Raw genomic sequence first — 23833 nt, forward strand, 5'->3', positions numbered from 1 at the left:
AGCCGGTCTGGAGCCATCGTGCCCTGACTGGCACCGCACTCGAGCGGCAAGACGAAGCGCCACGCGAGTACCCCTAAATGAAGCGGCCTCTCCCGCCGTAGCAGAGAGAGGCCACTTCGCCTGTTCACTTACCTGTTTAGTCGTCGTCCCTGTCTCCGGCCGGAGCTTTCCGGTGGCGGAAGTCGCTGGCGGGGCGCACCTTCACTTCACCAGGGTAGGGCCGGGCAAAGTTGGTCGCTTCGTACCAGTTCAGGTGGTTGACCGTATCCGGGTCCTCAGAATCGGGCTTGGTGTGTTTGCCGGCGAAGATCTGGGCCTTCTTTTTCATCCAGCCAACCCGGAGGGCTGCCACCGCGGGGCTCTCTTCCTTAATCGATGCCGAGGTCTGGTTGACGCCCATGTCGAGCGGAACCAAATTCGGAACATGCGACCAGGGCTTGAAGTTATCCGCAGGCGGCTCGTTGACAAACAGCGTTCTCATCGGTGAGGCCACCAGGTCGAACTGGTTCATCGGCTGCAGGCCGAGAATCTGCTCGATGGTGCGCGTCATGTTGACCTGCGTGTAGTAGGTCGAATCAACCACACCGTCCTGCCGGACATATGGGCTGAAGACATACCCCGGGCTCCGGTGACCATCGACGTGATCGACACCGTCCTGCGCGTCGTCTTCTTCGACGAAGATCGCCGATGAGTCCCACACGCTGCTGTGGCTGATTGTGTCGACGAACCGGCCGAGCGCCAGGTCATTATCTGCCTGCATGGCTGGTGCCGTCGGCGGGCCGCCAGTGTGGTCAGAGCTGATCCACATGATGCTGAGCTGCGGTACCGTGCCGGCTGCCACATCCTTCTCGAAGTCCTGCTTCCAGACATCCACGCGGTACTGGTCGGGAATATCGAGATCGAACTGCGGATAGTTCTGCACCGTATGGCGGAACAGATTGCTCAGCGGGGTGTACGAGTGAATCGTGTTGAAGTACTTGAGCTGTGGCTCGGTACCCGACTCATAGGCCAACGTGTCGTTGTAGAACTGCGTCCAGGTCGGGTGGCAGTTTCCACTGAATCCAGGGATTTTAGAGCAGCCCGGAACGGTGAAGTAGTTCCACTCGATGTACTCGCCATAGTTCTTGAACTTGATATTCGCCTTCACAGCCGCGTCCCAGATGAAGCCCTTCTTCTGGTACGCGATTGCGTCACCACCGTTCGATGGATAGTCACGGACCCAGTCCGGCGACTGAATGTCGTCCGAATACGGAGCCATGGCCTGAACGATCCAGTTGTGACCGTCAGCCGACTGGCGGCTGGGATCGTAAAAGTTGTCGAGCAGCGGGAAGCGCTCCACCAGGGCATGCGCATTCGGAGTGACTCTTGCGCCGAACACTGCCAGGGAGGGATCACCGTTGCCGCCGTTTACGTCACCGAGAATCTGGTCATAGGTGCGGTTCTCACGAATGATCAGGAATACGTGCTTGATCAACGACGGATCGCCGATCTTCTTCGGAAGCGCGACTGGCTTCTCGTTCGGATTGCCGCCGCCTGCGGTGCGGATGTTGCGCTTCAGATCCCAGTGATTGTTCACGTAGACCTGGTCTGTCCAGTAGGCCAGCTGGTCCACGTTCGGCAAGGAGACGAGGCTGACCGTGCCGAGGTCCTCGTGCGTGTTGTAAGCCGTGACGCCGTACCTGGTTCCGAACGAGTTGTGCGGCGGGACGCCCTTGGTGCCGACGCCCTTGTCGTTCGCCACGATCAGAACACCGTTCTTCTGGTCGAGCACAACCGAACTTGGGGCGTAAGCAGTGGGGATCAGGCCGAGAACCGAGCTCTTCTTCGACACGCTGTTCAGATCAACCACAGCAATCGCATTCGCGTTGTACAGGGCAACGTAGGCGATGTTGTGATCCATGTCGACAGCAATTGAGTTCGGACCGGCACCGTAGGCGGCTTCCTTGTCACCCGGAATGCGGATCGGCAGCCCGAGATCGATGGTGCGCACTGCCTGATTCGTGGTCGTATCGACTACTGAAAGCGTGTCGTCATACGTGTTGGCGACCAGGAGGTATTTGCCCCAGAACGCCATGCCCGTGGGGTGAAGGCCGGTGTTGATCGTGTTCACTACCTGGAAGGTGGAGAGATCGACAACCGACACTGTGCCCGTTGTCGTCGCACCAAGCTTCGAGGCGACCACTTCGGTGCCGTCGGAGTAGAGCTCGCGATCATTCCCGACCGGAACGCGGCCGGCTTCGTTCGAGACGTAAGCCGTACGGCCATCGCTCGAGATCACGACACTATGGGGAACGTTGCCAACCCGGATCTGTGCGCCCTGAACCGGTGTGGCGGCACTCAGATCGATCTTCGTCAGCGTATCGTTCACATCGAGGACGGAGTACGCGGTCTTTCCATCCGGAGATACCGCGATGCCCAGCGGATACGAGGTGGCGGTGGCGTTAACCGTGTGACCGCAGTAATGTGCGTAGCTGCCGTCGTTTCCGGGTGTGGCGTAGGCGGGATCACACTTGACGTTGCTGAGCTGATAATCGAATGGAATGCCTTCGATCTTCGAGAGTGTGCCGGCAATCGGCACGCTCACGTGCGCGTAGTCAGACAGTGTCCCGTCTGCAGCCACCTTGGCGATACCGATGAAGCTGCTGTCCTGGCTGAACAGAAGGTACTTGCCGTCTGGGCTGTACGTGATGCCGACGTGGCTGCCGCTCGAATCTTTGCCGGCTGCGCTGCTGTAGCTCTGCAGGACTGCGCCGGTCTGCGTGTTGAAGATCTCGACCGGTCCGTTGCCGTTCTTGGACGAGGTGCCCATCGTGAGCACGGCGCCGGTGTGGTTGCCCGTCGGGTTCAGTGCGACAGCTTTGGCGCGGACACGAATGCCAAGATTCACCTGCTTACCGGCAGGCGTGATGATGGTGCCGTTGCTGACTACATAAGAGCCGTCCGGCTGCGGACCGACCGTGTACGTCGGAAACGGCACGGACTGCGCAAGTGCGGAAACACCCAAACCGACCGACAGGACTCCGGCCAGTGCGGTCAGACGATTCACGCGGAGGGTGGTCTGGCGATTGTGCCGTGACCTGTGGTGGTGCGTAGCTCGAGACATGGAACGTTCTCCTTCAAGCTTGTTCTGTTGAGGTGTCGGGTATTCAGGTGCACTTCCGCATGAAGAAATGTCCACGCGCTTGCGGTCACCAGATCCGTACAAGAGGCCGTCGATTCATCACCGGCCGCGCGGTGAGTCCGCGCGCAAATGGACAGTAATGCGCGGCTGAGACATCGATGTGACAATCCGATGACATGTTTGTCATGTATTGGTTTCTGGCGTGAATCGCATGACCGGCAACGTCGAGGGTCCGCGTTCGAACATCATTCCACGATCGATTCACCTGATGCTCTTCCCGGTCAGGCTTGTGGAAGACTTCCACAGCAATCATCAAATTTGGTCGTGTTCTTAACATTCACGTCTGCTGCCCGTAACAATCGCGCATTAGAACAATCGCTGCATTACGGATTTGCAATGTGAATGGCGATCGCATTTGCCGTCGCCCTGCGCCAGGTCCTTGCCCACGAGTCGAGCGCACCCGCTTGTCTCGTGCCCACCCCGCTCACCGGAGGCTCCATGCGAAAGTTTCGTTCGTTTGCCATCAGTCCGGTGACTGTCTTTGTTGCCGCACTAGCGCTGACCGGACGCGCCTGTGTCGCGCAAGTAGATCGAACCGCCATGACCGGCACCATCACAGACCCGTCCGGTCGGGTCATGGCGCAAGCTCACATACTTGCGATCGAGACCTCAACGCACCTGGTTCGCGAATCCGAGTCGTATAGCGACGGCAGGTACGATCTCGCGGAACTACCCGTGGGCCGGTATACGGTCACCTTCGATCACCCCGGCTTCCGCAGGCTGGTATATGTGGATGTCGAACAGGTGATCGGAAGGACTCGCACGCTCGATGCCATTCTGCAGGTCTCAGGCGGAGAACAGCGCATCCAGGTTTCTTCCGCGTCCGAGTTCATGGATCGAAACGGCAGCGCAATCACTGGGCTAATCGAAAAGACGCAGGCGGATGAACTGCCTCTGAATGGCCGCGACTGGTCCGCGCTCACTGCCTATGTACCAGGGGCCATCGACACCGGCGGCAGCAATCAGCGGTCCGTCCGCTTTGCCGGACGAGGTCTCGACGACAGCAACATCACCTACGACGGCGTGGATGCGACGAACGTTGTCAACCAGACGCAGCGTGCATGGGCGCGGCTTTCGATTCCGCTTGATGCGATTGCAGAGTTTCGCGTCGACACACAGCTCTCCACTGCCGAAGAGGGTGCAACTGGCGGCGCACAACTGAGCGTTACGTCACTTTCGGGTACCGACCATCTCCATGGACGTTTGTTCGAGTATCTGCGCAATGATGTCTTCGACGCCCCCCAGCCTGCGTGGGCCTCGCATGGGCAGTCGCAGCAGCCACTCCGGCTGAATCAGTTCGGCGGCTCACTGGGCGGCCCCATCGTGCATGAGAAGACCTTCTTCTATCTCGCGTCGGAAGCGTATCGGCAGGTGTGGGGTTACCCGGTAAGCGCAGATGTTCCGAGCGCCGCGTTCAGGGCGTCCGTTCTCAATTCGTCGCCCGTCTACGCGATTGTGAACGGATACCCGGACGCCGGTCCAAAGAGCGTCCTGACGCCCTACACGCCGCAAAGCGATCCCGGAGATCCGAACTACGCCGATTACGATCTGTTGACCTGCTCATGCAGGCAGACCGTGAATGAGAACTCCGTAATGCTGCGACTGGACCAGCACTTCTCATTGAAGACAACCGCCTTTTTGCGCTTCAACTACGATCGCGCAGTGGATACACAGCCCTTCGCCGCAGTCGCGACTGACCTGCAGCAGAGGGTGACGGCACCCGTCAACGGCGCGCTGGAGTTACTCCACATCTTCAATCCCAACCTCATCAATGAAGCGAAGTTTGGCTTCAACCGATCGACCTCGAACAGCTACAACCACAGCCGCACTGGATCGGTGTACCAGATCGTCGTGGCGACCGGACCGGGACCGGGCTTTGCCACCCAGAACTACGACTACAGCAGTATCTACGTCGGTAATACGTTCTCCTGGATCGACAATCTGACCTGGACCCATGGACGGCAGACGCTGAAGAGCGGGATCGAGATTCGGCATATCCAACTGAACCAGAACTACGGCGAGCATGGCACGGTTACGTTTGCCACACTGCAGCAGTTGGCCGCGAACCGAGTCAGCCGTGCGAGCCTGACCGGTGCTCTGCCCATCAACGACCTGCGCAAGAACTGGTTTGTCGGCTACCTGCAGGATGAAGTCAAGATGCGTCCGAATTTCGATCTCAACCTCGGCGTCCGGTACAGCGTCTTCCAGGTATTCAATGAGGCGCACGGAAAAGCTAACCCCTTCGACTTTGCCACCTGCGGTGCGCAGGGGTTCTGCGGGCTCGGCGCAAACTTCGGTGAGCAGAACTATGGCGACCTTGACCCGCGCTTGGGGTTCACCTGGTCGCCTGCGCAGTCGAGACATACCTTGGTTCGCGCGGGCTTTGGCATGTACCACGAGGATGGACAACTCGATGATCAAAATCTGCCCGCGAAGAACGAAGTCTCTTCCTACTCTGTGAAGAACGCGACCTACCCCATCGCTCCTTACTTCACCGGCCCTGGAAAGATCTCTCCCAACGCTGAGCAACGGGACCGCAAAGATTCCTACGTCGAGCAGTGGGATCTCTCCCTCCAGCAGGAACTGCCCATGAACCTGGTGACGACGCTCTCTTACCTTGGAAGCCACGGCGTACACCTGCTCCAAACAAACGCGGTTAATCTCATCGACCCAACGACGGGCACGGTTCCCTATCCTGCCTTCGCACCTGCAATCGGTTGGCGCGGATCTGTCGGCGCAAGCGTCTACCATGCGCTTTCGGCGTCGGTCCGCCGCCCCTTCTCGCAAGGCCTGCTGATTACCGCGAACTACGCCTACGCGCATGAGCTGGACAATGGCTCGGACGGCAGTGGCGATGGTGACAATCTGTCACCGCAGAACGCACGTTGCCTCTCCTGCGAGTGGGCGAGCGGTGCATGGGACGCTCGCCACGTGGTGAATGGGAATGCTGTGTACTCGCTCCCCTTCGGCGCGGGCAAGCCGATGCTCAATAACCGCGGACTTGTGACCGCGATCGCGGGCAACTGGCAACTCACCACGACCGCGCTCGCCCGGACGGGATTCCCAGTCAATGTGACTCTGCCCGGCAGCTACACTGCGCCCGATGGAAACTCCGGCACACAGCGGCCGGATCGCATACCAGGCGTGCCGCTGACGCCGCCCCGGAGTCGAGGCGTCGCGCAGTGGATCAACCCTGAGGCCTTTGCGCTGCCCGCCGGTGAGTTCGGCAATGCGCCTCGGAATCTGCTCCGGGGGCCCGGCACCTGGCAGGTGGACCTAGGCGCGGCAAAGACGTTCGTCTGGCGCGACCGCGCGCAAATGGAATTTCGGTCAGAGTTCTACAACGTCTTCAATCATCCGCAGCTTGGCCAGCCGCGCTCTACATTCAATCCTGCGAACACAACGGGCTTCGGCAGTATCACGGGAACGGTCAACACAAGCGTCGTATCGCCGATGACTCCGGTAGGCTCCGGGACTCCGCGCGAGATGCAGCTCGGCGTGCGACTGCAATTTTGACACCCTGATTGTTTCCTGAGGAGTGCATGCGGATACTTGTCATTGAAGATGAAGTAAAGACCGCCAGGTTCCTGAGCAAGGGCTTGGCCGAGGCAGGATTTGCAGTCGAGGTGGCCGGGCACGGCATCGACGGATTGCACCTGGCCCGTCAGTCAGAGTTCGATCTTGTCATCCTCGACCTGATGCTCCCCGGCCTGGATGGATGGCAGGTACTCACGCAACTGCGCCTGGACGCGGGGCCCGTGCTGGTTCTGCTGTTGACGGCCTGCGATACCGTCCACGAACGCGTTCGCGGCTTTGACCTCGGTGCAGACGACTATCTCGTTAAGCCGTTTGCCTTTTCAGAACTGCTGGCCCGCGTGCGTTCGCTGCTGCGTCGTGGCCCTCCCCGCGTACACGAGAAGATGCACCTCGCGGATCTCGAGATAGACCTCCTCCGCCAGCGCGCCACCCGTGCCGGTCGGCGGCTGGAACTCACCTCGAAAGAGTTCCTGCTGCTCACGCTACTCGTCCGTCGAGCGGGTGAGGTGTTGTCCCGCACCTTGATCGCCGAGGCTGTCTGGGACATGAATTTCGATACCGACACCAACGTCGTCGACGTGAACGTACGCCGACTGCGCAGCAAAGTCGATGATCCATTCCCCAACAAGCTGATCCATACCGTCCGGGGCGCCGGCTATGTACTCGATGCAAATCGCTAGCCTCGGGCCCTACTCGCGCGTCCGGCGAACACTCGCGTTTCGCCTGATGGCGGTTTACGCTCTGGTCGGCCTCTTCCTCGTCACAGTCGCCATTGCAAGTCTTTATTTCGTGCTGCGCAGTGAGCTCGAAAAGAGCAACAGTCTCTTTGTGGCCGACAAAGTGCATGTTCTGCGTACCCTCCTGCGCGAGCGGCCACAGGATGAGGAAGGCCTGCGGGAAGAGGTTGAGTTAGAGGCGGCGGCACGACGATACGAGCAGTTCTATATCCGGCTGCTTGATCAGCAGAATGCGCCGCTGCTGATGACGCCTGGAATGGAAAACCAAGTCGATCTCGATCGCTTGACTGCACAGACCCGCAACCATCCGGATCGCATCAGCCCGATGTCAGGGCGCGATCAACGTGTGTTCCGCGTGACCAGTGTGTCCGCGCCCGTAGGCGCCGATGGGAGTCGTGTATACACGCTGCAGATTGCAGTCGACGTCTCGCAGCAGGAGGCACTGCTCGCACGCTATCGCCTCTGCTTCTGGGGCATACTCTTCGCCACCTTTCTTGTCTATCCGGTGATCGGCTACCAGATCGCGCGGCACGGCATCCGTCCGATTGAAGAGATAGCGACAACGGCGCGGCACATCACCTCGACAAACCTTCGAGAGCGCATCGTCTCCGAGGGTTATCCCTCCGAGTTGGCAGACCTTGCAGCGACCTTCAACCAGATGCTCGATCGCCTCGAGGCTTCTTTCGCGCGAATCTCGATGTTTTCGGCAGATATCGCGCATGACCTGCGCACGCCGGTGAACAACATCCGCGGCGAAGCGGAGGTGGCGCTGTCACGTGCCCGCACGGCAAGCGAATACCGCGATGTAATCGAATCATGCCTCGAAGAAGCGGTTCGCCTCTCGGATCTTATTGGCGACCTCCTGTTCCTCGAGCGGGCGGAAGGCCCCTTGTCGCACCTGCGGCGCGAGCCGGTCGACATGGGTGAACTGCTCGGCAAGGTGCGCGACTACTTCGAAGCTCCAGCCGCCGACGCACAAGTGTCGCTCACCACATCCTGCGAGAAGGGGCCGCACCTGGCAGTGATCGATCGCTCGCTCCTGCAACGCGCAGTCAGCAACCTCGTCGCGAATGCTCTCGCCTATACGCCGAGAGGCGGAACCGTCGTGCTCAGCACGCAGGCGCATGCTTCTTCGATCCGCATCGAAGTTGCCGATAACGGAGTCGGCATTCCAGCAGAGGCGCTGCCCAGGGTTTTCGACCGCTTCTTTCGCGTCGATTCTTCCCGCTCACACGTCTCTGGAGGAACCGGCCTCGGCTTGGCCATCGTGAAGAGCATTGCCGTGCTCCATGGCGGTGACGTTGTCATCGCGAGCCAACCGGGGCAAGGTACTCGAGTCACACTTGAAGTGCCGATCTCTGCGGAGCCTTGCCCTGCCAGCGTCGTTAACAGTCGTCCGTTGAGAACTGCACCATAGCAGCCGAACTGCAGGTGCGCCGGTCGCGGCGAATTGCGAGAGCGAGCTCTCCCTGCCCATCGATTACACTCACAATCGCACGCGTCGATCCCGTCAGAACCTGAGGATTGGGCCGAAGGTAATCCGCAGATTGTTGTGCGCGCCTCTGTTGAAGAACACCGCATCGCCTGCTTCCAGCCGCAGTCCTAGTGGCCCGAGGCTCGCCTCCGCACCAACTGCCGGGTAGAGAGCTGCGTTTAGATTCGAAGTCCGTATGCCGAACAGGGTGCTCACGTAGCTACTGTAAGGAACCAGGCTTGGGCTCAGCCGGAAGTCCAGAAAGCCGGCCTTCAGCGTGACAAATGGACGGAACCTTCCGCGGGGCGACTCAAGCATCGGCCCGAAGTATCCCTCTGTCACGCCAATCGAAGTACGCTCAATCTGAGTCGTGTTTCCGCTCGATATGTCGTGGTACGCCTCGCTGAAGTTGAGGCCGTAGTCGTAGGCAAGCTCACCTTCAAGCACAATTTTGCGCTGCATGCGGTATCCGAATCTGCCGCCCAGGCCGAAATTGTCTGTGTTGGTCTGACTCACGCTCAAGGAGTCCACAAACACACCAGCTTCGAAACGCCGCTGCGCATGCAACGAACTTCCACTACAGACCAGCCCTAAAACGACTCCGATGGCTGCGATCAGACGCATGGATACTTACCTCTCGAAATCAGATGCCAATCCACCGCCTATGCGAGTGGCTTGCCGCCGACCCTGGCGCAAGGTTTCTGGGAGGCTGGCCCAAGGCAGGACCGTGCCACCAAGCTGGGTTCCCTCTCTCTTGGCACGTACTGCGCCCTCACTGGAAGCCACCTCCATCGTTGCGCGTGATAATGTGGTCGCCACTTACCGCAAACATTGTTCCGTACCTCCCTCGGCTTTGGCGCGGTCAGGATCCTGCTCTGAAGAGGCTTCCCGTCACGATGACTCGCTCCGCTGTGGTTCGGCTGCTCCCTGCTCTTGCGTTTTCATGTGCGGTCAGCTTGCTTGGCTCCGCTGCCTTTGCCGCCGCTCCGCTGCTGCTGAGGAATCCCTCTCTCAGTCGCGACCACATCGCCTTCCTCTATGCGGACGATGTCTGGACCGTCCCGCGGGATGGCGGAGAGGCCGCGCGCCTCACCTCGACGAATGCTGTCGTCGATGGGCCCTACTACTCGCCCGACGGCACGCAGATCGCTTACACCGCCCGCGACCATGGGCTGGCCGATGTCTACGTAGTGCCTGCATCGGGCGGAGTTCCGCGACGCCTTACCTGGGAGCCCACCGGCAACTCCGTCGTTGGATGGACACCAGATGGCAAGGATGTGCTCTTCGCCTCCGCGCACGCCAGCTACTCGGACTTTCCGCGTCTGTTTCGTGTCCACGCCGATGGAACCGGCTCGCCTGCCGTGCTACCGCTGCCCAGCGCCGCATCGGGATCGCTCTCTCCCGATGGCAGCACGATGGCCTACGTTCCCGTTGCTCAGTGGCAGAGTGCATGGAAGCACTACCGCGGCGGCCAGACCACGCCGGTCTGGCTGGTGGACATGAAGACGCTGGATCTGGTGAAGATCCCGCGCGAGAACTCGAATGACTCCTCGCCCGTCTGGCAGGGCAGCACGGTTTACTTCCTGTCAGACCGCAACGGATCAGTCTCGCTGTTCAGCTACGACGTCGCCAGCAAGACCGTCAGCCCGGTGCTGGACAACAAGGGCTACGATCTGAAGACCGTCTCCGCCGGCCCAGGCGGACTGGTCTATGAGCAGTTCGGCTCGCTGCATCTTTACGATCCCACGACTCACCAGGAACACGCGGTTCCCGTGTCCATTCACGGTGACCTGCCGTCGCTGACGCCGCATATCCGGCAGATTTCGCCGAAGGAAGCGCAGAATATCTCGCTCTCGCCGACGGGTGTCCGCGTCGTCGCGGAGGCTCACGGCGATATCTTCACCGTACCCGCAGAGAAGGGCGACACGCGCAACCTCACGCGCACGTCGGGTGTCGCAGAGCGTGATCCTTCCTGGTCTCCCGACGGCAAGTCAATCGCCTACTTCAGCGATGCCTCCGGCGAGTACCAGCTCTACGTCCGCGATCAGGATGGGCTACAGCCGCCGCACGTCATCGACCTTGGCCCTTCGCCCTCGTTCTTCTACCACCCCACCTGGTCGCCAGATTCCAAACACGTTGCCTTCGCGGACAAGCATCTTCGGCTCTGGTACGTCGATGTCGCAGGAGGCAAGCCGATCAAGATCGACACCGGCCTGCGTGGCGGCTTCGGACAATCGGCAGAGATCACCTGGTCGCCAGATTCGCAGTGGATCGCCTACACACGCGATTTGGAAAACCAACTCAATGCGCTCTTCTTCTACTCGCTGGTGACGCACTCCTCGACGCAGATCACAGACGGCATGAGCAACGCCGCTCATCCCGTCTTCGATCCCAACGGCAAGTACCTCTATTTCACCGCGTCCACCAACAACGGGCCTTCCGATGCGGGCATCGACCTCTCATCGCTCGATCGCGCCGTCAACAGTCACGCCTATGTCGTCGTTCTGGCCAAGGATGGGCTCTCTCCCGTTCCGCCGGAAAGTGACGACGAGAATAAGAAGAAAGAAGAAGAGGCGAAGAACAGCGAACCATCCAGCACCGACAAGAAAGACGCGGACAGCAAGAAACCCGACAGTACGCAGGACAAGACAACTGCCAAGGGCGACGAGAAGAAGGACGCGGCGAAAAAGGAAGCGCCGAAGCCCACTATCATCGATCTTGCAGGTATCGGCAACCGCATCCTGTCGTTACCCATCCCGGCGCGCAACTATGTCGGGCTGGCGGTCGGCAAGACAGGCGTGCTCTTTCTCGCAGAAGGTGGAGCCGTGGGCCGCGCCTCAGGTCAGGATGGTCCGCCCATTCGTACCCTCTGGCGCTTCACCACCGAAAAGCGCCAAACGGAAGCGGTGCTGAATGGGCTCAGCGATCTCAACGTCTCCTTCAACGGCGAGAAACTTCTGTACGCGAAGGAAGAACATTGGTTCCTTGTGCCGACTGCTGAGCTCAAGCCCGGCTCGCCCGACGCGCCTCAGGGCAAGCCCGTCAACAACGAGACGATGTTCGCCACCGTCGACCCGCGTGCCGAGTTTCAGCAGATGTATCGCGAGACATGGCACATTGAGCGTGACTTCTTCTACGATCCCCACCTCCATGGCCTGGACCTCGCGAAGATCGAAGCGAAGTATGCGCCGTATATCGATGGCCTGAGCTCGCGCGCCGAGTTCACCTATCTGTCGAATGAAATGCTTGGTGAAATAGAGGTGGGCCACATGTTCGTCGGCGGCCCCGCGGAACCAAAAGACGGTCCGAAGCCCGGTCTGCTCGGCGCGGACTACACGACGGATAGCAACCGTTACAAGTTCACGAAGATCTACAACGGTCAGAACTGGTCGCCCTCACTGGTTGCGCCACTGACGCTACCCGGCATCAACATCGTCGAAGGTGAGTATCTCCTCGCCGTCAACGGCCGTGAGCTTCATGCCACGGACAACCTGGACAGCTTCTTCGATGGAACCGCCGGCCGCCAGACAGTAGTACGCGTGAGTAAAAAAAGCCGACGGGAGTGATGGTCGCGACGTCACTGTCGTGCCCAGCGATTCTGAACACGGACTGCGCAACATCGATTGGATTGAATCGAACCGACGCAAAGTGGACGAACTCTCCGGAGGCAAGGTCGCTTATATCTACATGCCAAACACCGGCGGAGCGGGTTACACCAACTTCAATCGCTACTTCTACGCACAGGTGGACAAGCAGGCTCTCGTGCTCGATGAGCGCTACAACGAAGGCGGCTTTATCGCTGATTATGTGGTGAATGTGCTCGGACAGAAGCCACTTAGCGGCGCCATCGAACGCGATGGAAAGCCTCTCCACGATCCTGTTGGCGCCATCTTCGGGCCGAAGGCGATGATCATTAATCAGTCTGCGGGCTCAGGTGGTGACGCAATGCCCTGGTACTTCCGCAAGGCAGGACTCGGCACAATCGTCGGCGTGCGCACGTGGGGTGGCCTGGTTGGAATTGGCGGCTATCCCACGCTGCTCGATGGCGGCCACGTCACCGCACCGCGCTATGGCATCTACGGCCTGAAGGGCGAGTGGGAGGTTGAGGGCCACGGCATCCCGCCCGACGTAGAAGTGGAGGAGCTGCCCAAAGATGTGGCCGCCGGCCACGATGTGCAGCTTGAGCGGGCCGTGTCCATCGTGCTTGAGCAGCTCAAGGAGCATCCCGTACCGACGCCAGCCGTACCGTCCTACCCCAACTACCATCAGCACGACGATGTGGGCGCTCACTAGAGGGAGACAATTCTGGGCAAATAAAGGCCACCCAAGCGGTGGCTTTTATTTGGTGCACATACTTGCCTGGGGGAGCAGTCAAATTCGGCGCTCGCTCTACGCAAGTCGCTCCGTTAGCTGCTCCGTTGCGCTCACCTGTCGCTGTCCCCAGTAATGATCCCAGGTCTCCGGTGGTGCGTTGCGAATCGCGCCCTCGCGGTCCAGTGCGGACTCCTGCCCGGCATGAACCATCGCCCACTTCAGTGCAGCTGTGCCAGCCAGCGTCAGCAGCGGGGCGACGATCGTGCGCAGCACCTTCGATCGGCTGTGCCGAAGCAGTGCTGGCGCAGCGATGCCGGCGAGCACCGCGCCGCACCAGAAGAGCTTCGCATGCCTGCCGTGCGTCAGCGGCCGTGCGGACTTTCGTGCTTGTGCAAGGTACGTGACGAGCGTTGCGGCTTCAGCCCCTAAAGCCACATCTTCGAACGTCTCGAGCACACGATGACTGTTGTGATCGCCGTTCGCGGTTGCGCACAAGGTCAGCGCCGCGGCGGCGCTGCTGAAGACGCTCGCAGAGAACAGCGCTCCGAGAAAATGAGTATGCGCCCACGCAGGAATCGAAGTAGTCGAGAGCAGCACACCCGGATAAGCGACCATGGTGTACGCGAATGGCAGCGTTAGGAGGCTGATCACGCGCTTGGGCAGCGGGCGCTGAGCTTTCTTCAGCACCCGCGCACCGACTGGCAGCTTCCGCGCAGGGAATTCCAGCAGAGCGGCGACGAAGGCGAGCGTGCCATAGCCCGTCAGCGCCCACGCGCCCGTGTTCATGGGCGAGCTGCGCTTCACGATGCGCAGCATATGCAGAAAGCGCTCCGGGCGCCCAAGATCGATCACCAGCAGCGGTGGACACGGAATCACCAGCAGGAACGACAGGTAGCGGCCGACACGAACAGTTCTACTGAATCGTGCGGGGTCGACCAGATCTGCCACCGTGCACAGGATGAACGCGCCCGCGGAGATACCTTCAACGAAGAAGTAGACTGCAATCTCCCAGCCCCAGAAGGGCCGCTTCAGAATGGGCACGTTCTGATAGGCATGCTGGCTGGCATACTGTGCTCGCTCACTAACAAACTCCGGCCGCGTGGCCTTCATCAGTTCGTAGCTCTCGGTCAGCTTACTGAATACGGCGTCCGAGGCTGCCGCTTGCGGAGTAGGATCGCCTCTCATGCCTCACTCCGGAATGCCAGGACCGACGCGGCAGTCAAAGCCAGCGCCGTGCCAAAGCTCATCAGGTAGTTACGTTTCAAATGCGCAGACGGACGACGGGGTGCTTCCGGAAGGTTGTAGACCGACGGCCGGTCCTTCAGCAGGAAAATGGAGTTCAGGGCGCTGTACTCTCCGGCCGGCTCGTCGCCATAGAGATAGGCATCCGTCTCGCCAAGTTGGTGCAGCGTCTCTACCCGTTCCCGCGCGAACTCGCGTAGTTCACTCACCTTGCCGAACTTGATCGACTCCGTTGGACACGCCTTCGCGCACGCCGGCTGCAAGCCATCTTTCTGGCGGTCGTAGCAAAGGGTGCACTTGTGCGCGCGACCGTCGTCAATGCTGCGGTTCAGCACACCAAATGGGCACGCGACCACGCAGGATGCGCAGCCATTGCAGATGTCCTGCTGCACATACACGTTGCCAAATTCGTTGTAGATGATTGCGCCCGTCGGGCAGGCTTCCTGGCACGGCGCAAGCTGGCAATGCTTGCACACGTCGCTCATCATCAGCCAGCGCAGCGGCCCGTCATCGGCCTGCTGCTCGACGAAAGCGACATGTCGCCACGTCGTGTCGGATAGCATGACGGTGTTATCGTAACTGTTTCCTGTCCAATGGAAGCCGTCGGCAGGTAGCTGGTTCCACTGCTTGCAGGCAACCTCACATGCTTTACAGCCGATACAAAGCGTCGTATCGGTGAAGAAACCCGTCTCCTCCTCTTCTGCAGGAGGCTCCGGCCGCCTCCACGCATCGATCATGTCCGTTGCTAGATCAGCGAGCCGGCTGCCCAGGTCGGCAGCATGCCCCGGTTGCATCTCTTCCGGCGTTTCAATCATAGGGCCTGCCCTTCTGGCTGGTCGGACTTGGGCGTATCTGGCGTCCTGGCACGCGTCGGCCAGGCAGCAGGCGCATCCATGCGCACCGTGCCGCGATTCACCAACCGGCCCGGACGTACGTTCACGGTAAAGGCCTTCACCTCATGCATGCTCACGTTCGGGTCGGCGACGATCGAGGTAAGGTCATTGGCAACCGACCCGACCGTCTCTCCCGCAAATCCCCAGTGAAACGGAATGCCGATCTGATGCACGACGCGGTCTCCCATGTTCAGCGGACGGATACGTTTCGTCACCATCGCGCGCGCCTCGATCTCGCCGCGCACATTCCACGCCACCATCCACCCACCGTGCTCGATCCGCTTTTCTGCCGCCAGTTCCGGACTCAACTCAATGAACATCTCCGGTTGCAGCTCATTCAACCAGCTGTTGAAGCGGCTCATCGGACCGCTCAGATAATGCTCGGTGATGCGGTACGTGGTCGCCACGATCGGATACTCCTGGTCAAGCGGATCCTTCTCGTTCAGTGGCATGTTGTAGAGCTCGACTGTCGGATTGTCGCGCACGTTTGGATACATGGCGTTCGGCACCGGCGACTCGACCGGTTCATAATGTGTCGGCAGCGGTCCATCCTTCACGCCGGTGGATGCAAACAGCCAGCCGCGTCCATCGGCCTTCATGATGAATGGCGCGTCTCCGGCAATCGCCGCCATCCCTGCCGCATTCTCCGCAGGCCGGTAACTTGGCGGCTTATCGGGCTCGAAGTCGGGAATGTCGAGCCCGGTCCAGCGCTTCTCCTCCTCGTTCCACCAGACCAGTTTCTTGCGCTCAGACCACGGCTTGCCCTCGGGATCCGCCGATGCGCGGTTGTACAGGATGCGACGGTTCGCAGGCCAGGAGAAGCCCCAGCCCGGGTTCAAGTAATTGTCATGAGTACGATTTCGCTCCGCCGCCCGGTTGCGATCGTTTGCTGGAAACACGCCGCTATAAATCCAGCAGCCGCAGGCCGTGCTCCCGTCCCCGCGCAGATCTGCGAACCCTGCCACCTGGTTCCGGTCAGCGACGGTGTAGCCGTTCATCTCGCGCAGGATTCGGCTCACATCGGGCTCATCTTCGATCTTGCTCAAGGAGCCATCCGGCAGCCGATGTGGCTCCGCGTACTCGTAGTCCCAGGTCAGGTTCAGCAGCCCCTGGTCGCGCTTTGCCGTCGAACCGGCGTAGAGCTGCTTCAGCCGCTTGCCCAGGTTGTAGAGAAACCACGTGTCGGTCCGGCAGTCGTCCGGTGGATCCATCGCTTGGTCATGCCACTGCAGCAGTCTCTGCGTGTTCGTGAAGGTGCCATCCTTCTCCGGGCTTGTTGCGGCCGGCATGAAGAATACCTCCGTGCCGATCGTCTTCGGGTCCGGCGACTCCGGACCCGCATACCAGAATGCGGCACTCTCGATCTCGAACCAGTCGCGAACGACCAGCCACTTCAGTTGACGCATGGCAGCGCGGTGCAGCACGGCATTCGGAGCGCCGGCCGCCGGGTTCTGCCCCAGCAGAAACATGCCTTTCACCTTGCCCTCAGCCATCCGCAGTATCTGCATCAGGTGCGAGTAGTTCGCATCGATCTTTGGCACCCAGTCGAAGCCGTAGTCATTCTCAGCAGTGGCAGCATCGCCGTACCACGCCTTCAGCAGGCTGATGAAGAACCGCGGCATGTGCGACCAGTAGCCCGACTTGACGGTCTCCTTTTCGAGATACGCCTTCAAGTTTGTATGACCGCCGAACGTGGAGGGCTGCGGTAGATACCCCGGCAGCAACTCATACAGCGTCGGCACGTCGGTCGAGCCTTGAATACTCGCGTGGCCGCGCATCGCCATGATGCCTCCACCGGGCCGACCGATGTTGCCGAGCAGCAGTTGCACAATGCTGGCCGTACGAATGATCTGCACGCCCGTCGTGTGCTGCGTCCAGCCGAGCGCGTACACCAGGCACGACGTGCGCTCGCGCCCCGAGTTCTCGCACAGCGTCTCCGCTACCGTAAGGAATTGCTCAGGCGTGCAGCCGCACACCTCGGACACCATCTCCGGCGTGTAGCGCTCGTAATGCCGGCGCAGGATGTTCAACACACACATCGGATTTTCGAGCGTCGGATCGGTGAGCGGAAGCGTGTTCTCCAAGTGCCCTGCGCGCTCACTGAACGACTCCGACTTCACATGCGTCGACTTGTCGACCTTCGATTGGCCGGGCTCGCCTGCATAGTGCCAGCTCTGCTTCGATTGATCGTAGGCACGCTTCTCCGGATCGTAGCCGCTGAATATCCCGCCTAGCTCCTCCGCGTCCACATACTCATCGTTGATGATCGTGGTCGCGTTTGTATAGGCGAGCACATACTCGTGAAACCAGCGATCGTTCGCGAGAATGTAGCGAATCAATCCGCCGAGGAACGCAATGTCGCTGCCCGCGCGGATGGGTACGTACTCATGGCACATTGCAGATGTGCGCGAGAAGTGCGGATCCACATGGAGCAGCTTCGCACCACGCTCACGCGCCCGCATCGGGAAGCGAAAGCCGACCGGGTGTGCCTCCGCCATGTTCGAACCCATGAACAGGATGCAATCCGCGTTCGCTAGGTCTTCCTGCAGATTTGTCGCGGTGCCGCGACCGAATGCAGTGCCCAGACCGGGCACCGAGGCGCTGTGTCATATTCGGGCTTGGTTCTCGACCGATACGATTCCGAGTCCACCGCTAAACAACTTTTTGATCAGGTAGTTCTCCTCGACATCCAGGGTCGCGCCGCCAAGCGAAAACAGGTTCGGTACGTTGTTCACCGCCTGGCCATCATGCTTCTCGACGAAGCCCTCATCGCGCGCCTCTTTGGTGAGCTGGGCTATGCGATCCATTGCCCATGCGAGCGGGCGTCGTTCCCAGGTCTCCGAATAGGGAGCGCGATACATCACATGCCGCACGCGATGCGGATTATCGATCTGGAAGGTGTTCGATCCACGCGGGCACAATGTGCCTCCATTGATCGGGCTCTCTGGATTGCCTTCGATGTCGATGACACGGCCGCCCTTGAGGTAAATCAACTGGCTGCAGCCGACGGCGCAGTAGGGGCAAACGCTGTGCACTGTTTCGGCGCCGTGGATGCGCGCGGTCTTCGCCACGCTGTTAGGACTGAACGGCTGGCTGGCCGTTGCCCGCTCGCGCACCCTGCCAGAACCCGGCTGCTTGCCACGTCGTGTCATGCGTGTCTCTCCAGGCAGCGCAGCCTTCGGAGAATGACTCCGTCGGCCACTGGTGCTTCTAGGAAAGATGCGCGGCGGACGCGGAACGTGCCGGGGCGCCTGACATTCTTGCGCCTGCAGCCAGGTGTGGCGAGCGCAAAGTCTCGGAAAAATGTTCCAACGTGTTTTCGAGCCCAGGCGCGCGGATCATCTTCAGCAAGGCCGGAAGCATCCGCGCTACGGAATCGACGTTGCATCCAAACGCCACACTCCACGGCGATGCGCGTCACATTCTCAGGACATCAGTCCAACAGCCGGTGATTGCGCCTCCACTACGCTGCCACCGTGGCTGCTATTCAGGTATGCCGACATTCCGGCTGCAGCAATCCGCACGTGCGGCTCTTTATCCACGTGGTCATGGATGCAATCGATCTCGCACACCTCCAGCTCCGTTACCAGGTCCGTCCACCCGAGTCGCGGTTCCTGCTGCGCCGCCTCGTCCCGGGTACTGAGAATGAGCAGCGCTGGACCTGGGTAACGAGTGGGCCTGTACTTCTGGCGAGCGACAACAAAGGCCTGATGTGCGTTCAGGAAACCCGTGGACGGCTGATCCTTCGTCGATTTCGCAAGCGCAAAGAAAGCCATCTTCGCGCGAAATCTCAGCGAGTTCACAACGTCCATCATCATGTCACGCCACGGGCTGCTGATCCACTCATCCCAGCGCGTGCGCACGCGAGTCGAAAGCGCCGTCAGTCCGTCGGATCGCGCGGAACCGTCGTACAGAATCAAAGACTCCACGCAATCGTTGGCACGTTGCAGCTGCTGCGCTATCTCAAACGCGACGGAGGCCCCCGCCGAGAATCCGCAAACCGCGTACGGGCCAGCAGGCTGCACAGTCTTGATCTGCCGAATGTACTCCGCTGCCATCTCTTCAATGGAGAACAACACCAGCTCAGGGCAATCCAGACCGCGAGCTTGTATGCCATAGATCGGTCTGTCCACGGCAAGGTGACGCACCAGAGGCAGCAAGCTCATCAGAACGCCACTGATCGGGTGGACTACGAAGAGAGGAACACCCCTGCCTTCCGATCGCAGCGGCAGCAGCAAAGATCCCACGCGATCTACGTCTGGGCTGGACAGATATCGCGCCAGTCCCGCAGGCGAAGCTTCTGGTGCCAGTTCGTTCAGCGACAGCGATATATCGAAACGAATCTGTATCTCCGTCGCCAGGATCGCACCACTCAGTGAATCGCCTCCAAGCGCGAAGAAATTATCGTCACTGCCGATCCGTGCCGGATCTGTCCCCAGCACCTTTGCGAAGATCTGCCTCAACGCGTCCACGCAAGCGTTGCCACTTTCGGTCGCACCCCGAGCGTCCGTTGGCGCAGCAAACGGGTCCGGCAGCCTGCCCACATCCAGCTTCCCATTCTGTGTAACCGGAATATCGTGGATCGCAATCACGTGCGAGGGCACGCTCGCCACCGGTAGTTGCTCTTGCAATCGCCTGCGCACCGCGTCCGGCGCGGGCAGCCCCGGAGATAGCTGGAGGATGTAAGCCACCAGCATCAGGGCGCCCGACTGGCTTGTGCGCGGCACAACCATGGCTTGCTGAATATCCGGCATCGCATTCAGCAGGCACTCAATCTCGGCAGGGTTGACGCGAGTTCCTCGTATCTTCAACTCCCGGTCTTTCCTGCCTGCAATCGAGAGTTGTCCGTCTGCGCCGGTCCTGCCCACATCGCCGGTTCGATACAGGCGTTCCGCACTGGAGGCATGAAAGCGGTCCGCGGAAAGAAAGCGCGCTGCGGTCGATGCATCGTCGTTCAGATATCCGTCAGAGAGATAGGCGGTCTGGATGTAGACCTCGCCCTCCACGCCGGTTTCCACTTCGTTCCCGCTCTCATCTAGAATACGCAGAATCACATCATCGATCCCGCGACCGACGGGCACTGTCCCTTCCACTGTGGAACAGTTGCCGGGAATCTCGTAGAAGCTCATCGCCTGCGGCGTCTCCGTCGCTCCGTACAGATTCACGCCCTTCACATTGGGCGCGATCTCGCGGAAGGCACTCCACACGGACCAGGTTAAAGGCTCTCCTCCGAAGAGTGCATAGCGTAGCTCCGGCAGCGAGCCGGGCCGCGCCGCAGTAAAAATAAGTCGCGCAAGGCTGGGTGTCAGGTGCAGCACGGTCACTCTGCTCGCGCGGAGCCACGCAACCAGAGCGGTGGCATTCGTGCGCGTTGTCTCGTCAGGAACGCACAGCGTCGCGCCGCACCACAGTGGCGTGCAGATATCTCTGAGCAGGGGATCATGGCTCAGGCCAGACAGCATGCTGAACCGATCGTTCTGGTCGAACTGAAACTTCTGTATGTACCAATCGAGGAAGTGCACAACCGGCTTGTGAGTTCCGACAACGCCGCTCGGCATTCCTGTTGTCCCCGACGTGAAAGAGACGTAAGCAGCAGTCTCCGGTAGTGACCCCGCACACGTCTGCGTGGCTTCGTTGCGGGCGACGGCTCGAAGGCGTACACACAGTGACGTCTCGTCTATCTCAAGGGTGATCCTCACAGCCTCGGAAGCAGTCGCTAAGACTGCAGGAGCGTTGTCCCCAACAGCAATGATCGCTTTCGGCCGTGATCGCCGGATGTAATCCGTGAGCCGGCTTACTGGATATGCAGGGTCAAGAATGAGAAAGGCCGCTCCCGCTTTCCAGACTCCCAGCATGGCCGCGGGCAGGCCAGCCGTGCGCCCGCCGTAAATGGCCACGAGATCGCCTGCCGCGATCCCATCCGCTGTTAGCGCGCAGGCAATGTGGGCGGCTGCATCATGCAGTGCGTCATACGAGATCTCCCTCTGAGCATCCACAAGCGCAGTTCGCCCCGGGCTTGCAGAAGCCTGCTGCTCAAAGGGATGAAAGATCGACATGGCTCACTAACGCCTCTCCTAGTTACCCCGATCTACTTATGGAACGTTTTCAACCGGTGGATAAGATGAGTGTTTCTCGTTTCAAGAACACCCGATCTTTTCACTTACAAACACACCTCGTGTGCAGCCAAAGAAGACCGGATCGCTCCAGGCTCTTCATTCTGCGACTGGAAGGCTGTTTCAAAGACTCACACGGCTCTTGAGACCGCGAGCCCACTAAGTGGATTCGGTCGGTCAGAGCTATTCCGACTTATCGGCACTGCGTATCTCCCATGGCGAGCACCAGGAAGCATACGCCGTCGCCGGCCGTAACGCTCGCTTCATCTCTGTTCCTTTGCATACGGTACTGCGAAGCAGGGAAGCCGCCGGCTGCGCTGAACTCAGGCGGCCCGGGCTAATGAGCGCGCAGACGTCGCACCATGCGGTGGAGCACCGGCGGACATATCTCACGAGCTGCCGTGCGATAGAACGGCTCCTTGGACTGGAACACCTTTGGCGCATAGATCGAATTGTGCAGCACCACATTCAGATCGACGGTGTGGAAATAAACTGTCAGCGAGCGCCGATCCCGGCCCGATCCAGGGGTGACCGGACGCACGGCATGAAAGTTTTGATCGCCAATCTCAAAGAACACCGCACGGTTAAACACCGGCTCAATGGACTTCTCCATGCCGCTCGCAGCCTTGTCCCATATCTCCAACTGCCCACCGTACTCGGGGCGCCAGTCTTTGTTGAGATAGAGCAGCATCACCAGACGGCGGCGCAGCCCGGAGTAGTGATCGGTATTCCGATCCGCATGCACATCGAACTTGCCACCCGAAGGCATGATCGTTGGCCCCGCACCGGTCAGATACGGATCGGGAAGAAGTCCCGAAATGCCAGTCATCTCGGTGAGCAGGTAGAGAAAGGCAGCAGAATGTAACTGCGAAAAGAACGTGAAGGTACGATCCCCCAGGTCCACTGCACTGCGAATACTCTTCTTCTGCAACTGCGCTATGTTCTGCTCAACCCAGGTGCGAGAGGACTGCTCGTTCATCTCTCCGAGCACCGCGTCCAGCATCGCCGGCGCAAACAGGTTGTCGAGTACGAGGTGCGGATAGGGCGCGGCCGTCCTGTACTCCTGCTGCAAGCTCTCAAGGTCGCGATCGAGGTGTATATCCCCGCGCTGAAAGGACAGGATCTTGTTCGTTCTGGTTGCCTCTGCAAGTACCATGGCCGCACCGCCTGGGGCACATACTAAGTGCCACGGTCAGAATAGGCTCACAGCAACAGAGACGTGTACAAATCCTAGGTCACGTGTACCGGGCAGGAGTAAGTAGCTTCGGTAACTCCTGCAACTTCTTGCCAGAACGAAACGACCCTTGTGCCAACCTTCTCCGGCCGAAAATCCTCGGCCCGGCGCAGCCCCTCGGCCGCCATCCGTTCCCGTTGCTCACCGTCGCCCAACACGGTAGCGATGGCGTGCGCCATCTCATCCACATTCTGCGGATCGAAATAGTAAGCTGCCCCTGCGGCGACTTCCGGGATCGAGGCCGCACGCGCCGCGATCACCGGCGTGCCGGTCGACATCGCCTCGAGCAGCGGAATCCCGAAGCCCTCCACGAACGACGGAAACAGCAGAGCTGCCGCCTCCTGGTAGAGCCCGCGCAACTCGTCTTCCGCGACATACGGTCGGAAATGTACCAGCGGCCGGATCTCCGGCAGCAGCCGGGCTCGATACTCCTCCGCATGCGATGCCAGCCCCACTACTTCGAGCGGGCGGGCGCTGCTTCCCGACATCTGCACGTACCGCGTGTAGGCCTCGAGCGCACCCTCTGAATTCTTGTGCGGCGCCGCGGACGTCACCATCAGCAAATGTCCGGCGCGATCCGCCAGAGCACGCGGCGCGAACCAAGCCGGTGAAACCGTGCACGGAATGACACGCACATCTGTTCCCGGATACTGCTCAAGAATCTCTCCGCGCGTGTGCTCGGACACGGTCAGCACGATCTCCGCTCGCCGGACCGAGGGCGCCACGCGCAGCCGGCGATAGCCATCATGCAGGCGGCTGCGCAGATCGGTCTTCCGGTATTGCTTCAGCAGGATGAGATCGTGCAACACCAAAAGGAGTTTGACGTTGGGCGGCAGACGCGGCGGAGCTACATTGTAAGGCGCCAGGAACGTATCAATCGCATGCCGTCGCAACAGCAGCGGCAGAGTCGCGACCTGCCAGAGCTGATAACGGCGGCCTGCCTGCACCACCGCTAGCTCGGAGTAGTTCTTCCCTTCCGTGGCGAATCCGGTGAACTGGTTCGCGTAGGGACCGAGCAGAGTGCGGAGCTGCGCCCCCTTGCCGGTTCCGCCATTCGCGGAAAGAAAAGCCTGAGCGTCATAACCAACTCGGCGCAAGCGGCCCTCGC

At 60.3% G+C, this 23833-nt stretch carries 13 protein-coding genes; 5 read left to right on the forward strand and 8 right to left on the reverse strand.

Translation table 11 applies throughout. The features are described 5' to 3' along the window. Positions 1 to 136: 136 nt before the first annotated feature. Positions 137 to 3103 carry a choice-of-anchor I domain-containing protein gene (locus AC5IJH_RS08050; RefSeq protein WP_491902295.1) on the reverse strand — a complete coding sequence of 989 codons (2967 nt, stop codon included), beginning with the start codon at positions 3101 to 3103 and terminating at the stop codon, positions 137 to 139. Between the two features lie 420 nt (positions 3104 to 3523). On the opposite strand from AC5IJH_RS08050, the gene AC5IJH_RS08055 reads away from it, so the two are divergent. The 3 genes from AC5IJH_RS08055 to AC5IJH_RS08065 are packed head-to-tail and all read left to right on the forward strand — an operon-like array spanning position 3524 to position 8872. Continuing rightward, positions 3524 to 6697, forward strand: coding sequence for a TonB-dependent receptor (locus AC5IJH_RS08055; protein WP_491902296.1), 3174 nt, complete (start codon positions 3524 to 3526; stop codon positions 6695 to 6697). A gap of 26 nt (positions 6698 to 6723) precedes the next feature. Next, positions 6724 to 7398, forward strand: coding sequence for a heavy metal response regulator transcription factor (locus AC5IJH_RS08060; protein ID WP_491902317.1), 675 nt, complete (start codon positions 6724 to 6726; stop codon positions 7396 to 7398). Continuing rightward, the gene (locus AC5IJH_RS08065) at positions 7385 to 8872 is read left to right on the forward strand and encodes a heavy metal sensor histidine kinase (protein WP_491902297.1); all 1488 of its coding nucleotides are present in this window, start codon (positions 7385 to 7387) and stop codon (positions 8870 to 8872) included. The genes AC5IJH_RS08060 and AC5IJH_RS08065 overlap by 14 nt, the downstream gene beginning before the upstream one ends. A gap of 93 nt (positions 8873 to 8965) precedes the next feature. Here AC5IJH_RS08065 and AC5IJH_RS08070 read toward each other — a convergent pair whose 3' ends face one another. Next, positions 8966 to 9553 (reverse strand): hypothetical protein, encoded by a 588-nt coding sequence (locus AC5IJH_RS08070; RefSeq protein WP_491902298.1) that lies wholly within the window; start codon positions 9551 to 9553, stop codon positions 8966 to 8968. 272 nt (positions 9554 to 9825) lie between these two features. On the opposite strand from AC5IJH_RS08070, the gene AC5IJH_RS08075 reads away from it, so the two are divergent. Together AC5IJH_RS08075 and AC5IJH_RS08080 are read left to right on the forward strand one after the other, a co-directional pair. Continuing rightward, the gene (locus AC5IJH_RS08075; RefSeq protein ID WP_491902299.1) at positions 9826 to 12495 is read left to right on the forward strand and encodes a S41 family peptidase; all 2670 of its coding nucleotides are present in this window, start codon (positions 9826 to 9828) and stop codon (positions 12493 to 12495) included. A gap of 19 nt (positions 12496 to 12514) precedes the next feature. Then, entirely contained in the window at positions 12515 to 13222 is a 708-nt protein-coding gene (locus tag AC5IJH_RS08080) for a S41 family peptidase (protein ID WP_491902300.1), read from the forward strand. A 96-nt stretch (positions 13223 to 13318) separates the two neighbouring features. Here the strand turns inward: AC5IJH_RS08080 and nrfD are convergent, their stop codons facing one another. From nrfD to AC5IJH_RS08110, 6 genes are all read right to left on the reverse strand, one after another. Next, on the reverse strand, positions 13319 to 14428 hold the full coding sequence (gene nrfD / locus AC5IJH_RS08085) for an NrfD/PsrC family molybdoenzyme membrane anchor subunit (protein ID WP_491902301.1): 1110 nt from the start codon (positions 14426 to 14428) through the stop codon (positions 13319 to 13321). Further along, on the reverse strand, positions 14425 to 15222 hold the full coding sequence (locus AC5IJH_RS08090) for a 4Fe-4S dicluster domain-containing protein (protein ID WP_491902302.1): 798 nt from the start codon (positions 15220 to 15222) through the stop codon (positions 14425 to 14427). Before AC5IJH_RS08090 ends, nrfD begins: the two co-directional genes overlap by 4 nt. Positions 15223 to 15296: 74 nt before the next feature. Further along, positions 15297 to 18530, reverse strand: coding sequence for a formate dehydrogenase (gene fdh / locus AC5IJH_RS08095; RefSeq protein WP_491902303.1), 3234 nt, complete (start codon positions 18528 to 18530; stop codon positions 15297 to 15299). Positions 18531 to 18803: 273 nt separating this feature from the next. Further along, positions 18804 to 21434: an amino acid adenylation domain-containing protein gene (locus AC5IJH_RS08100; protein WP_491902304.1), complete on the reverse strand. Its 2631-nt coding sequence runs from the start codon at positions 21432 to 21434 to the stop codon at positions 18804 to 18806. A 394-nt stretch (positions 21435 to 21828) separates the two neighbouring features. Continuing rightward, positions 21829 to 22647 (reverse strand): 2OG-Fe(II) oxygenase, encoded by an 819-nt coding sequence (locus AC5IJH_RS08105; protein WP_491902305.1) that lies wholly within the window; start codon positions 22645 to 22647, stop codon positions 21829 to 21831. A gap of 74 nt (positions 22648 to 22721) precedes the next feature. Next, a complete protein-coding gene (locus AC5IJH_RS08110) occupies positions 22722 to 23822 on the reverse strand; it encodes a glycosyltransferase family 4 protein (RefSeq protein WP_491902306.1) in 1101 nt (366 codons plus the stop codon). Positions 23823 to 23833 lie beyond the last annotated feature (11 nt).

The organism is Candidatus Dedyshia acidiphila, assembly GCF_051025295.1.
In the GTDB taxonomy this organism is placed as follows: Bacteria; Acidobacteriota; Terriglobia; order Terriglobales; family Acidobacteriaceae; genus KBS-83.

What these genes read in the sequence shown, in the direction of transcription:
- AC5IJH_RS08050 (WP_491902295.1), bottom strand. Translation starts at nt 3,103, where the DNA reads ATGTCTCGAGCTACGCACCACCACAGGTCACGGCACAATCGCCAGACC.
- AC5IJH_RS08055 (WP_491902296.1), top strand. Translation starts at nt 3,524, where the DNA reads ATGGCGATCGCATTTGCCGTCGCCCTGCGCCAGGTCCTTGCCCACGAG.
- AC5IJH_RS08060 (WP_491902317.1), top strand. Translation starts at nt 6,724, where the DNA reads ATGCGGATACTTGTCATTGAAGATGAAGTAAAGACCGCCAGGTTCCTG.
- AC5IJH_RS08065 (WP_491902297.1), top strand. Translation starts at nt 7,385, where the DNA reads ATGCAAATCGCTAGCCTCGGGCCCTACTCGCGCGTCCGGCGAACACTC.
- AC5IJH_RS08070 (WP_491902298.1), bottom strand. Translation starts at nt 9,553, where the DNA reads ATGCGTCTGATCGCAGCCATCGGAGTCGTTTTAGGGCTGGTCTGTAGT.
- AC5IJH_RS08075 (WP_491902299.1), top strand. Translation starts at nt 9,826, where the DNA reads ATGACTCGCTCCGCTGTGGTTCGGCTGCTCCCTGCTCTTGCGTTTTCA.
- nrfD (WP_491902301.1), bottom strand. Translation starts at nt 14,428, where the DNA reads ATGAGAGGCGATCCTACTCCGCAAGCGGCAGCCTCGGACGCCGTATTC.
- AC5IJH_RS08090 (WP_491902302.1), bottom strand. Translation starts at nt 15,222, where the DNA reads ATGATCGATGCGTGGAGGCGGCCGGAGCCTCCTGCAGAAGAGGAGGAG.
- AC5IJH_RS08100 (WP_491902304.1), bottom strand. Translation starts at nt 21,434, where the DNA reads ATGTCGATCTTTCATCCCTTTGAGCAGCAGGCTTCTGCAAGCCCGGGG.
- AC5IJH_RS08105 (WP_491902305.1), bottom strand. Translation starts at nt 22,647, where the DNA reads ATGGTACTTGCAGAGGCAACCAGAACGAACAAGATCCTGTCCTTTCAG.